This window comes from Bacteroides sp., assembly GCF_028690125.1.
GTDB lineage: Bacteria > Bacteroidota > Bacteroidia > Bacteroidales > Bacteroidaceae > Bacteroides.
In genome coordinates, this window is record NZ_JAQVBV010000069.1 from 1 (window position 1) to 14,235 (window position 14,235).

Genomic DNA, 14,235 nt, shown 5'->3' on the forward strand with positions numbered 1-14,235 from the left:
GAACTGACAAACGACAATGCTGTTTCCAACCGTCACGTCCTCAACGTCTCCGGTGGTAGCAAAGATGTTTTGCTATACGCAACTCTCAGTATGCAGGATCAAAAAGGTATTGTCATCGGTGATGGTCGTAAAGACTATGCCGGACGTATCAACGGTACATTCAACCTCTTCGATGGAAAAGCACAAATCATCACTAACGCAGAATATCGCGAAGCCGACAGAGATCAACGCAACTCTTCCGGTATTTTTAACATGGCATTGGGTCTGAACCCTACTATTCCTTTGTACGACCCCGAAAATCCGTCACAATACAACGTTACCGGTAATGGTATTTCCGGTACAGACTTCAATCCGGTAGCCGACATCATGTTGAGAAGCAACAATGGTAAAGATCAATGGTTACTAAGCAATGCGACTTTAAAAGTAAATGTAACCAACGACCTGACTGTTCAGGGAACTATCGGTTATCAGAAATCACAATGGCAACAATATAAATATGTATCTGCCGCCCATAAAGAATCAGTAGACAACACTCGCCGTGGTTCTGCTTATCATGGTTTTAGCAAAGACGAGCGTCTTTCAGCCGAAGCCTATGCTACTTATAATAAGGTCTTTGCAGAAAACCATCATGTCAATGCCGTAGCCGGATATAGCTTCTGGCAGGCAACTGGTGAGAAGTTCAACATGACGAACTATGATTTCCCGATTGATGGTGTAGGACCGTGGGATATGGCATCGGGTATGTATCTGTCTGACGGTAGAGCAGCTATGGAATCAGGCAAAGATCCACGCGAACGTTTGCTTTCGTTCTTTGCACGTGCTAATTATACCTTTAAAGACCGCTATATGGTAACAGCCAGTTTACGCCGCGAAGGTTCTTCCAAGTTTGGTAAGAATAACCGTTGGGGTAACTTCTGGTCAGTCTCCGCGGGATGGCGTATCTCTGATGAAGCATTTATCAAGGACCTGACTTTCATCAATGACTTAAAATTCCGTGTAGGCTACGGTGTCACCGGTAACAACGGTTTCGGAAACGGTTATACCACACGTATGTACACTTCTAATCAGATGTGGCCTACCAATGGTGTATGGAATCCGGCGTACGGCTCTATCCGCAATATCAATCCAGACTTGAAATGGGAACAAAAAGCTGAATGGAACATTGGTCTCGACTATTCACTCTTTGACAACCGTCTGTATGGTAAGTTCGACTGGTATCTGCGTAATGTAAGCGATATGCTTTATGAAGTAAATGCTCCGATGCCTCCGATGGTACACGATAAGATCATGAAAAATATCGGTAACCTTCAAAACAAGGGATGGGAATTTGAAATAGGCGGTGATATTGTTCGCAACAAAGACTTCCGCTACTCTTCCAGCATTCGTTTGTCTCACAATACCACCAAACTGAAAAATATTGGTTTGAGTGACAAAGAATTTATCGATCAGGTAACGTTCCCTTCTCCGGGTAATCCGGGAACCGGTGCCCGGATGCAGAATAACATGACTATCGGACAATTCTTCACTTACAAATATGCAGGTGTCGATGACGATGGGAAATGGTTAATCTATGACAAGGATAACAATGTAGTACCAGCCAACGATGAGAACCTGAAAGCAGAAAACAAACGTTTTACAGGTAATGCGATTCCTAAACTAATGGCTTCTTGGGATCATACTTTCCAATATAAAAACTGGGATTTGAATATCTCTTTGCGTAGCTGGATCGACTTCGATATCTTCAGCCAGATAAATATGTATTATGGATTGAAAAACAAGTCACAAAACAATGTCTTGAAAGAGGCTTACCAGAAAAATAAAGGTATCAACGACGAGAAAATTCTGAGTGACTATTGGATAGAAGATGGTACTTTCCTGAAAATCGATGCTATCACTCTTGGTTATCGTCTCAATCTTAAGAAACAAACCAAATACGTAGACAACATACGTTTGTATCTCACCGCCCGCGACCTGGCTGTATTTACCAAATACAGTGGTGCCAACCCGGAAGTAGATATTAACGGACTGAATCCGGGATTTGAATATATCAAAAATACAGACTCAATGTATCCTCAAACGATGCGTTTCACTTTGGGTGCTCAAATAACCTTTTAATTGTAACAGAAGATGAAAAATAAAAACTCAAAATATTATATAGGTCTCGGACTTGCGCTGACATTATCAATGAGCAGTTGCAACCTTGACGAGGTATTCTATTCAGAAGTGACTCCTGATACTTTCATTACCACTCCGGAAAATACTTATGCCGTACTGGCACGTCCTTTCACCCACTGGCGCTGGTATGTAGGAAATGACAGATGGTATCTGCAAGAACTGACTACGGATGAAATGGTTTGTCCACAACGTGGTGCAGACTGGTACAATAGTGGTGAATATTTCCGCCTTCATTACCATACCTGGAATCCGGACGACCGCTTTGTTGTAAACACCTACGACGGAACTACCGGAGCCATCTCCCGTGTACTGGAAGCAAAAGCTGACCTTGAAACCGTGGATTACAAAAGTATCGGACTGACTGATGCTGACAAGGATGATCAAATTCAACAGCTTCAAGCACTCAATGCTTACTTCTATATGAAAGGGTTGGATTATTTCGGCGGAATGCCTATCTATACAAGTAATGATGATGCACTTCAAGGACGTAGTACGGATGTAGAAACATTCAATCACATCGAGTCTCTATTGACAAATGCTATTCCCAAACTGAAAAAGAAAACAACATTGGGAGCTCACGAAGACGGATATATCCAACAAGGAGCCGCTGCTGCCATGTTAGCACAACTTTACTTCAATGCAGAAGCCTATGCGCATCAAGATCGGTATGCTGATTGTGCCACTATCTGCCAGGATATTATTGACGGTGAATATGGTGTTTACGAATTAGACAACACATGGTGGGGTCCTCACGGATTCGACAATGATAAATCACCGGAAATGATATGGGGAGTGCCTTCTGAAAATGCAAAACTGCAATGGGATTGGTATTTCAAATATTTCTATCATATGGAAGGTTACAAATATTTCGACACCGAAACGACCGGATACAACGGATTTATGCTGACCCCGTCGCACAAGCCGACCGGTGAACTTTATACGGAATATAAATTGGGAAATACAATTGCCAAGTTCCACGATAAAGACTTACGCAAGAAACCTTATCGCTATTTGGGAAGTAAGAAATACGAAGGTATGTTCCAAATGGGTGAGCAAGTAAATCCGAACGATGAGAGCATGGCGTGTACAGGTTCCAAAGAGTACAAAGGAAAAGTGATCAATCTTGTCGATCAGGTAGCCCGTTTCTCTGAAGTAGGCTCAAAATACGGTTCTGTTTCAGAACTTCCATCTACAATGGCTGACGGAGAAGAAAATTCAGGTTATCGTCTGGTAAAATCTCCTCAACCGAATATGGCTGATAAACAGTATCGTTACAATCCGGATTGCCCGATCATTCGTCTGTCTGAAATATACTATATGTTGGCAGAGTGTAAACTACGTGCAGGCGAGAAGAAGGGAGCAGCCATATTGATTAATAAGGTACGTGCCCGTAATTTTGAAAACAAACAGGACCCGAATCCTGCAACAGAGAACAACCTCGATAAATATCGTATGCTGGATGAGTGGATGATTGAATTTTTGGGTGAAGGACACGGGCGTCGTCGTACTGACCTCATCCGCTGGAATATGTTCGTTACAGAAAATTGGTGGGATCACAAACCATCTAACGATACAAATAAGAACCGTTTTCCAATCCCTAACTCGGCAATTTCCGCCAACAACAAAATTGAACAGAATCCCGGTTATTAATAAAAACTATACATAATGAGAAAGCTATTTTTAAATTTTACCAACTTCTTTATTTTCACTCTCCTGTTAAGTGTCAATATAGCTTGCAGTAGCGATGATACCAATGAAGGAGGTAGCGGTAACGGGAATGAAGATAGTGGTATTAGTGTAAAACCGGGAATGAACCTGGTAGGAAAGATCATGGATGGCACCACCCCCTTACAAGGGGTGGTAGTCAGTGATGGTTACACCACTGCTACAACCGATGATGAAGGTATCTATCAAATGAAAGCTAACAGTAAAGCAGAATTTGTATTCGTATCCGTACCTGCTGATTGTGAAATTCCGGTTAGCAATAATTTTCCGGTAATATACCAGACAATTACTGTAAAACCCAATGATGTTCTCTACAAGAACTTCTCTCTGAAAAAAAGTGGAGTTAAAAGCCAATTCCGTTTGTTGGCTGTGGCTGATATCCAGATTGGTGATAAAACAGACATTACTTACCTGGAAACAGATATTCCTAAAATCATCAGTTATCTGAAAGAGGATATCGACAGCCAACCCATATACGGTATTTCATTGGGAGATCTTGTGTGGGATAACCTACCCTACTATTCCAACTATAAGGAACAAGTAAGCCGACTGAATATCCCTACTTTCTCCGTTATTGGTAACCACGACCATGACATGAATGTAAAGGATAACGATGAAGCAGCCGATGCGGCTTTCAAGGAAAACTTCGGACCGACTTATTATTCATACAATATCGGTCAATGTCACTTTGTTGTCTTGGATGATGTACTCTATGAAGGAGGAGCAGACAAAAGTTACACAGGTACTATCACCGACCGACAGTTGGCTTGGCTAAAAGAGGACCTGAAACATATAAGCAAGGATAAGCTAATCATCCTTGGTGTACATATCCCGACAAAGAGAAGGAACAGTAACTCACAAGTAACAAATAATGCAGCATTATACAAGTTGTTGGAAGGTTATCAAGTCAGAATTCTCTCCGGACACTCTCATAACAATTATACGACCACCATTTCCGAGAACATTGAAGAGAACTCTCTAGGTTCTATCATGGGAGCGTATTGGAACGGTGACTTATGTAATGACGGAAGTGCCCGCGGCTTTGCAATTTATGAGATTGAAGGTAATCAGATCAAGAATTGGTATTATAAAGGTACGCATCATGAAAGAGACTATCAGATGTATTTATACTCACCGGGCGAAGCCGTCTCCGATAAATACAAGAGTGGAATTATAGTCAATATCTTTACCTGGCATACCAATTGGAGCGTGAAACTCTACGAGAATGGTATATACAAACAAAACTTGACTCAAAATATCAAAGAGATGGATCCGAGAGCTTACAATACCATGTATGGTAGCGACAAACCCTCACACCGCCCAAGTGCAGAGCCGGAAAAGAATTGCGATCATATGTTCTTTTATCAACCAACAAGTAGTTGGAGTGAAGTGAAGATTGAGGCAAGTGATCCTTACGGAAATACGTATGTGAAGACTATTACTAAGACTGAATAAGCGTGTCATTACATACTCAATAACAGGAAGCACCCGACAGGTGGTGTTATAATAAGAAAGTGTTTTCAGGAACTATTTTTTAGATATGGATGTTGCAGATAGTGGAGATTTCTTTAATGAGATCCCATCTATCTGCTTCGTACATTTCTAACATCTATCTGCATCAAAAATAGCGACAGGACGACTTTGTCTTTCAGTTTTTATCTCTATCTTTGTCCGAAACTAAAAGTAAATCAATATGGCAAAGTATAAAAGAATTCTGCTAAAACTCAGCGGGGAAAGCCTGATGGGCGAAAAACAATACGGCATTGACGAAAAAAGACTCGCTGAATATGCTGCTCAGATTAAGGATATTCACGAACAAGGAGTACAGATTGGTATTGTGATCGGCGGAGGTAATATTTTCCGTGGTTTGAGTGGAGCGAACAAAGGTTTCGATCGTGTGAAAGGTGACCAGATGGGAATGCTGGCTACTGTTATTAACAGCCTTGCATTAAGTTCCGCATTAGTAGCTGCCGGAGTAAAAGCTCGCGTACTGACAGCCGTACGTATGGAACCTATCGGTGAATTTTACAGCAAATGGAAAGCCATCGAATGCATGGAAAATGGTGAGATAGTTATCATGTCCGGCGGAACAGGTAATCCTTTCTTCACTACAGACACAGGCTCTTCCTTAAGAGGTATCGAAATTGAAGCAGATGTTATGCTAAAAGGAACCCGCGTGGACGGTATCTATACTGCCGATCCGGAAAAAGACCCGACTGCAACCAAGTTCCACGATATTACGTATGACGAAGTATTGAAACGTGGTTTGAAAGTAATGGACCTGACTGCCACTTGTATGTGCAAAGAAAATAATCTGCCGATTGTTGTATTCGATATGGATACGGTTGGTAATTTAAAGAAAGTAATCAGCGGCGAAGAGATAGGAACAATCGTTCACAACTAATCTCAGCCTGTTGGTATATTACCACGAATAATATGGATTTTCATACAAGCGAAAAGCAGTCGGTTTTCAACTGCTTATTCGTATAATTAATGAATGAGACTTCGTGTTATCCGTGGTCTTTTTATTTCTCTTTTTCTATCCTATACCCCAGATGTTTTACGAGCTTTATTGTATTTAAAGCTGTATTCCGGTCATACTCTTTCTCTCCTTCCGGCAGTTCTTCATAAGGAACCAGACAAGGATGTTTTTTATGTACATCGTCACGTTCAGGACCATAAGTCCATCCTTCATCCATTCTGGATTTAGACCATACATCATGTACATTCTTCGCAATCATTTCCGACAACTCAATAAGAGATTCGGGTAATTCTACTGATGAAAGATCCATCGGAGAAGGAATATAAGCTTGTTTACTATCTTTCATATTTACTGTTATTTATAGCGTCTTTTTGTAATATACAGAATGATAACTCACAAAGATAACACTTACCCATTAGATTAAATCCAATCCGGACAGATAAAAAAATAAAAAATCGGATAAGTTCAGGTTTCTCGCCCTGATCTTATCCGATTTGTATATTCAGCAGTATTCCTTAATCAGCCAAAGGAGTAATACGTATATTCTTAACATCCATATTTTCCGTACGGAATTGCAGACGTTCCGGAATCAGTTTTTCACGGTAAGAAACCATGGTACGCTTTCCGGCAATCTCCGTATCTACCATAGATCCGTCAAATTTATCAGAGGCTTTGACAACCATACGTACTGTAAAAGTTTTATCTGTATCCAATAAGTTCTCAATAGCATAATTACGTCCTTGCTGTGGAGCACCACCTTCACGTAAAGAACGTTCACGAGCGGTCCCATCGCCGACAAAAGAGTATTGTGCCCGCTTATCCGCACCATCTAGTCGCCATTCACACCCATCTTGCAGACCTTTATCAAGAGAAGGCAATAAATTCACAGACAACTTTCCGTCTGGAGTAACAGGAGTTACTTCAAAAGTTAATAAGAAAGAACCGGAAGGTAAATTCTCTATCTTCGTTGAGTTTTCCGGAAATGTTGTAACTTTCGTTGAGGTAACAGGTAGCAGTTCATCCATCCATTTCGTACCGATACGACCGTCAGGCAATTGTACCAATTCATGGATTACCAGCGGTCCGCCCCAAGCCTTCATCCACATCCATCCTGCCATCACAAAACGGTGGTCGAATATTTCCGTAATAGTCGGTACACACGAACCATTATAAAAATCCGTACCTATTGCTACCATATCCTGATAAGCAGAATCCGGTTGCACTGTTTGCTTAGACCATAGACGGGTGAAACCTCCGATAATGTAATCGTAATTTCCCCAATGGAAGAAGAAAGTACAATCACCTCCTAATGGGAAGTTTTCATCCAAACAATGCCAGCCACCACTCACTGAATCAGAAGCCCACGTACCACGAGCACCATAATTGGCCAACATCTTCAAATCTCCTTTCGGATCGACATAAATACTTGGATTTTCACAAGGGTGAAACAAGACACCTGTCTTACGGAAATGAACACCATCATCACTTACTGAATAAGAGGAGCCTGCTGCAACACCCGCCATTTGATGGCGGTCAAAGTTACCTGTATGTCCATGATCCTCCAAGTATTTATACATTTCGGGAAGTGTAGTTTGTTCACGAGGATAAATACGAGTGGTATGATAACCATAGCTAATGCAAAGCTGATTATTGAAAACAAAAGGAGTACCTGTACCAAAAGTTTCCCATTGTTCCTCAATAGGTACGGCTGCTTCGTGCTCTGTCCAATGCCGGAAATCTTTTGTTGAAAGATGTTCGAAGTAATGTCCGCCCCGTCCGAACTTGCTTTGATGTCCGCGACGGTCGTATAAATAGAAAAGGTGATAAGTTCCATCATGATACAAACTGACAACATCCCCTACCCACGCATTATGTCCGGTAGGAGTCCAAAATTGTACTTGGGGCTGTAATCCTGCTTGTACTCCGTCCATTCGTTCGGGTTGTATAGCCGGATAAAACAACTCAGCTTGTGAAACAAATGCTGTGTCTATTTTCCAACGTTCCATTTTCTCTGCTAGAGGATACCCTAAAGGAAAATCATTATCCAACAATTGCCCATCTACATACATAGTCCAACGAACACCGGAAAAGTTTAAGACAACTTCGTGTTCTCCCCACGGTTGTTCCAGCATAGCCAACGGAACACCAACGGTCATTCGTTCCATATGTCCATCTACCGGAGACTTTAATTCCAGTCCCGCTTCCAGAACGGGGACAGTGCCATCCTGCATTTTAGCTGCCGGATAATTCTGTTTATTACGGTCGAAAGGATTATATTGCTTAAGGCAAACATCCAGCACTCCCGGTATTTCTACGAGATGACGATCAAAAGTAGGCACAAGCAAGTTTACCTTACATTTAATCGTAAAACCTTTCTCTATATCTGAAGGAATAGGTAGCGTACCTTCAACCGAATCTCCATTCAATGTTGCCTGTGCTGCGGCAGGTACATTCAAATTCCAGTTGTTATTCAGTAAATGTATTCGTGCTCCTTCCTGATCATCCCCGGTTTGTCCGCAAGAGGTCATTCCTCCTGTCATTAGGGTACATAGTCCTATTATCCATACATATCTCTTCATACTTTCAATGGTGTTTCTATATAAATAAATAAATTATCCAAATGTTAATTCCATACACTTATTAGCCAATTGGGTTTAGTTTACATAACCTTTAGAGCAGCTTTCCATGTTTTCTACTATTATCACATCGTAATAGTATTATTTGCGTTCTGTATCCGTAAAGATAGCAGGCGGAAAATCATATAGTGCCGCTTGGTCATCCGAAGGATTAGCCATCTCTGTATCCAAATCACCATACCAGAACAGAGTGGAAGCATAATCCACCTTGCCCCCATCCCAACTGATCAGCTCAAATTCAAACTTCAGATGTTCATTAAACGGTACATTATCCAAATTTCGGGTACGAACAAACGTGTTATAGCCCCGCGATGCCTCATCGTCTTCTCTCGGAGCTCCTCCAAACGGATTAAAATAAACATGAATAGGTGCAAAAGTCGTGTTATAATAATCTTCCGTGCCGCATCCGAAATGAGAAGGGAAAGTGTCGTTATCTACCCAAATATGCTCGTCACCTTCGCCATACCAGCGTGGAGAGTGATTATAAAGAGACAGCATATCGCCTATAAAAACACCTCTTCCTTTCAAAGTTCCCATATTATAGTCTATACCGCAGTTTGTAGGCAAACCATTCTCCTGCCGCCAGTCAGCATGAAAGTAGAGTGTATTATTCTCCCATTTCCAATCGGAAAAACATACTTTTACTTCCAAAGTAGCCGGATAGCCCGAAATATTATTAACATCAATTTTCGCTTGTTCCTGATAAGGCATCGCTAATCGCAAAAGCACTTTACCTTTGCCATCTGCCTCCAAATAATAACTGTCCACGGCAGGAGCACCCATACCGGCGCCGACAAGATCGCTTAATGGTACACGAACCGTCCTTTTTCCATCAAAAGAAATATTTACAATCAGTCCCCTCATCAATGAGGCATAATGAATGGAATCAAATTCTGAAACTTGGAATAGAAGACTGCGGATGGCTTTTCCTCCTTTGGGCAGTTCCATAACGAAAGATGCTCCGACAGCGAGAGACTCTTTCCGACTGATCGGATCATCTCCATAAGTACGAGGGTGCATCAACTGATTGCTCACTTGTTGCGCTTTCGCCTGCAAATCATTCGCTTCTTCCAAAGTAAAAGTTCTGACTTCCGTATTCTTTGGATAGGTACGGCACGAAGCATGGAAAAAATAATCACGATCCACATTGTCTACTGTAATCTTACAGTTTTTTGCATAAGGAAGCGGGTAATAAAAACTACTGCCTTGTGTCGTATCATAATGTTCGTGACGATAGATTAATCCTTCGGGAATGACCAGTGGAAATTTAGCTATGTCGTAAGTAGGAATTAAAATAGCAGCTTCTTCCGCTCCGTCAAAGTAAATGCGGAGGTTCGCTCCGCCAGCACCACCCGTTGTAATCATGCGGGTAATGACTCCCGGACCTTCTTCGTCAAACAATACTTTTTCTACCCGACCGTTATTGGCCTCATAACGAACAAAACCTGTGTTATCCCGATTTGCATGCCACGAAGAAGTGCCCGGAAGTACAGAACGCCGATCATAGCTAGAGATATGTTTGGTAGTGAAAGTCGGTTCCGGAAAAGAAACATCAGCTTCTACGGAAACCATTTCATCCAGCAAATTCTCTAAGGCTATGCGATTAATCTTATCTTTTTCCGAATGGCATGAACTTAATACCAGTAAGCAGAAGCCTAATGCTATCCATAAAAAGCATAATTTTCTTATATATAAAACTCTTGTTACTATGACTCTTGTACTATAAATTTTCATCGTTCAATTCTTTAGTGCTGAAAACTCTTTCATTCTTTTCTCCTGCCATATTGCAAACACAAGCACCGAAGGCAGCTTCTTCCTGAACATTGGATAAATGTAAGGAATAACCAAAGCGTTCTTCAAGCGCCTGACGCATTAACGGATTCTTTTTTATACCATTCCCCGATCCAACCAAGTTTGTTTTATTCTGTCTGACGGAATCAGGAATAAGCCGGAAATAATCATATAAGTTCTGACTGATTCCTTTGACAAATCCTCGTATCAAATTCTCAGGAGTAAAATTAGAAAGAGATATATGATCGATTTTCCCTCTTTTGTCCGGTTCCAATCGTGTTCCGCTAAATAAAGTTTCTACTTCGATACTGTCATCAGTATCTGTTTGATAGGGAATGGAAATCATACGTTCATACCATTCATGATCACTTTTCTCTATTCCTGTAAAATGCTTCACTGTATCGGCAAAAAAATCCTTTAGCATAGCAAATGAAGCACCACCACATAAAGGAGCACCGACCAAAATATATCCACCTCCGGGCAATGGACGGATATCCAGCCCTTCAACTTCCACATACCGATCTGTGTAAACAGATATTTGACTACTGGTTCCTACCGTTATATGTATGGAATGCTCAATGTCTTTCACTGATCCTAAAAATGCAGCTTGATTATCACCAATCGCAACGTATACAGGAATTTCTTCACAATACCCCACCAATGAACCGGATGGTATAACTTCCGGCAATAGGATTCTGTCTAAATGTATGGCGTCGCAAGCGGATACATCGAACAACAAACGTCTTTTATCGAAAAGTCCCAATCCGGCAGCATTGGAATAATCAATAAGCGGTTCATTTCGACGGCATAGCTTCATGACCACATAATCCATAATGGTGCACAGCTTATTGACAGACGAAGGAACCTGATTGTTTTGTTTATTATAAAAGTGAGTCACCAATCCATAACCCGTAGCCATGGGGTATCCTGTTTCCTGAGTCAGAAAACTTGCATAGCTTTGTTCTTCTTTATAAATCAGATTTCCTCTGCCATCCTGCCACGTATATAACGGACTGACAGCTTCACCGCATTTATCCACATAGAGCATACCATGCATCTGTCCGGAAAATCCGATTCCTTTTATATCCGTACATTTCTGTCTGAATTCCGAAAGGATTTCCTCTACCAGATGAAAGATAGCATCTGCATCCTGTGTCTTCTCCCATTGATTGTCAGATATAATACTTGTATTATTATCCTTTACAATCGTGATGCAGTGTTCTGTCGATAGATGATAAGCGACACCACAAATAGAACTCGTACCTATGTCAATTCCTACGCAATACATATTTATCAGTTTAGTTTAAACTACATGAGATAAGGTAAAGGACTTACTACTTCTTCTTTACCCGAACTTTCATTTATCTTGGTATCCAAATCTCCATACCAATAGTTTGTCACTGCATAATCCACCTTACCCGGATTCCAACTCAACATTTCAATATCAAACCGATATCTTTTTTGAAATGGAATGCCATCCAAATTACGGGTACGTACAAAAGCATTAAAACCATGTGAAGAAGGATTATCAGCTCGCGGTGCACCTCCATAGGGAGTGTGGAAAGGAACTACCGGGGCCCAAGAACAGTTGTAATGATCTTCCGTACCCGTCCCATGATGGGAAGGGAAGACATCATTATCCACCCATATCTTCTCATCACCTTCGCCGTACCAATCGGGAGCATAGTTAAACAATGAAAGCAAATCGCCTTTAAATACTCCTCTACCATTAATGGTGATATAGTTCCACATATGATCACCTTTATGATCATCATATCGGTTTGTCAGTTCAATTCCTCGTTCCTGTTTCCAAGTCGTATGGAAATAAAGTGTGTTCTTGTTCCATTTCCAGTCTGACACATGTGCCCTGACATTCATCCAGACAGGAAATTCAAATAAGTTCTCCACTTCTATTTTGGCATTTTCTTTATAAGGCATTACCCAGCGTGATGTGATATGTCCACGACCGTCTGCATCCATATACCAGCTATCTACCTTCGGAGCTCCCAATCCTGCTCCTGAGAAATCTCCTAACGGTGCCCAGACTGTTTCTTTTCCATCAAAAGAAATTTTGAGAATCAACTGTCGCATCATCTTCGCATAATCTCCTCTCCGACAATGCACATCAATAATCAATGAACGAACTGCATGACTTCCGGCAGGAAGTTCCAATGAGCTTTTTTGATTAGGGGCAATATCCATCGCAAACTCACGACGTTCACCTCCTTTAAAAGTCTGAGGATTCCAAAGCGCTTTGTTTACATCCTGTATCTTTTCCTGCATGATATGGGAATGTACTTGTCCCGGATGAAACGTTTCGACTTCTGTACCTTGAGCATACGTGCGGTATTCTATTTCATGATATCGCGGTGACCAAGTGTTTCTATCTTTATTGGGTTCTTCGAAAGTTATCCGACAACTTTTTTGATAAGGAAGCGGAAACATAAATGTATTTCCTCCTGCACCTTCGGGCGTATAATTAGTATGAATTAAAGAAAGTGCATCCCCCACCCTGAAAGGAGCACGTGTCATATCGTAAGCGGGAATTACCAGTCGTGGATTTTCTTCGCCATCAAAATAAAAACGAAGAGTACCATTCTTTACATTTGTAGTCAGCCAGATACGTGTAACGACTCCCGGTCCTTCATAATCGAACATGACTTTTTCTACGCGACCTTGAATCGTATCCAATCTCATGCAGCCAAAACCATCGTCATTGGCATACCACCAGTCTTTTTCAGGCAATACTGTCCGGCGGTCATAACTACTAATCATTTTACACGTATAATAAGGATCCGGAAACTCCGCCGCCTTTTCGAATGAAATCATTTCATCCAACAAAGTGCTTATTGTCACTTTATCGGACCCAAAAGAACGACCTCCTACAATCAGTAAAGCCGCTAAACATAATCCTTTAATTCTATTCATAATTTTAGTTTATTAAATATCCGGAGATGAGTATTACAAAAGTACATTCTTTTTTCTTACACTCTACATGACAGATAGCCTAAAATAAATAAGTATTGGCACTTATTGCAAATTTCATACTTCTACCCAGATAAAAACATCATTTTCTCTATCAACCTATCACCAACAGGCTGTATACCTTTATTCATCGGGCTTTAAGAGGTGATAGGTTGTTTTTATCACCTATCACCGTCTCTATCACCTATCACCGGTTTACTTATGCTTCTCTAATAGTTTGCACAGTAAAGAAAATAATTTCAACCGTATAACCAAAAAGTTCCAACCGTTTGAACTAAAAGTTTCACACCTTGAAACTAAGTGTTCCACCCCTATAAAACAAAATATTTCGTTCTAATCTTTTGTAAATCAGCGATTAAAATCGTTTCTTTAAAAAGGCAGGTAACGATATAGTAGCGGAAGTCCTGCTACATATTGCATTGCTCTGCATAATTTCAAATA

The 14,235-nt window shown here is 41.0% G+C and carries 9 protein-coding genes; 4 read left to right on the forward strand and 5 right to left on the reverse strand.

Going from position 1 to position 14,235, the window contains the following annotated elements:
- The 4 genes from PHO71_RS23780 to pyrH all read left to right on the forward strand — a co-directional run.
- The coding region (locus PHO71_RS23780; RefSeq protein ID WP_300208423.1) for a SusC/RagA family TonB-linked outer membrane protein at window positions 1-2,115 on the forward strand (2,115 nt) is incomplete at its 5' end.
- Between the two features lie 12 nt (window positions 2,116-2,127).
- Window positions 2,128-3,825, forward strand: coding sequence for a RagB/SusD family nutrient uptake outer membrane protein (locus PHO71_RS23785; protein WP_300208425.1), 1,698 nt, complete (start codon window positions 2,128-2,130; stop codon window positions 3,823-3,825).
- 15 nt (window positions 3,826-3,840) lie between these two features.
- On the forward strand, window positions 3,841-5,355 hold the full coding sequence (locus PHO71_RS23790) for a calcineurin-like phosphoesterase family protein (RefSeq protein ID WP_300208427.1): 1,515 nt from the start codon (window positions 3,841-3,843) through the stop codon (window positions 5,353-5,355).
- A gap of 238 nt (window positions 5,356-5,593) precedes the next feature.
- A complete protein-coding gene (pyrH, locus tag PHO71_RS23795) occupies window positions 5,594-6,304 on the forward strand; it encodes a UMP kinase (RefSeq protein ID WP_300208429.1) in 711 nt (236 codons plus the stop codon).
- Window positions 6,305-6,425: 121 nt separating this feature from the next.
- Here the strand turns inward: pyrH and PHO71_RS23800 are convergent, their stop codons facing one another.
- From PHO71_RS23800 to PHO71_RS23820, 5 genes are all read right to left on the reverse strand, one after another.
- Window positions 6,426-6,728 (reverse strand): RyR domain-containing protein, encoded by a 303-nt coding sequence (locus PHO71_RS23800; RefSeq protein WP_300208431.1) that lies wholly within the window; start codon window positions 6,726-6,728, stop codon window positions 6,426-6,428.
- A gap of 169 nt (window positions 6,729-6,897) precedes the next feature.
- Window positions 6,898-8,961 carry a hypothetical protein gene (locus PHO71_RS23805; RefSeq protein ID WP_300208433.1) on the reverse strand — a complete coding sequence of 688 codons (2,064 nt, stop codon included), beginning with the start codon at window positions 8,959-8,961 and terminating at the stop codon, window positions 6,898-6,900.
- A 138-nt stretch (window positions 8,962-9,099) separates the two neighbouring features.
- Window positions 9,100-10,752 carry a glycoside hydrolase family 172 protein gene (locus PHO71_RS23810; RefSeq protein WP_300208435.1) on the reverse strand — a complete coding sequence of 551 codons (1,653 nt, stop codon included), beginning with the start codon at window positions 10,750-10,752 and terminating at the stop codon, window positions 9,100-9,102.
- Window positions 10,739-12,097, reverse strand: a complete 1,359-nt coding sequence (locus PHO71_RS23815) for an FGGY family carbohydrate kinase (RefSeq protein ID WP_300208437.1) — start codon at window positions 12,095-12,097, stop codon at window positions 10,739-10,741. Before PHO71_RS23815 ends, PHO71_RS23810 begins: the two co-directional genes overlap by 14 nt.
- Window positions 12,098-12,117: 20 nt before the next feature.
- On the reverse strand, window positions 12,118-13,737 hold the full coding sequence (locus PHO71_RS23820) for a glycoside hydrolase family 172 protein (RefSeq protein ID WP_300208439.1): 1,620 nt from the start codon (window positions 13,735-13,737) through the stop codon (window positions 12,118-12,120).
- Window positions 13,738-14,235: the final 498 nt, after the last annotated feature.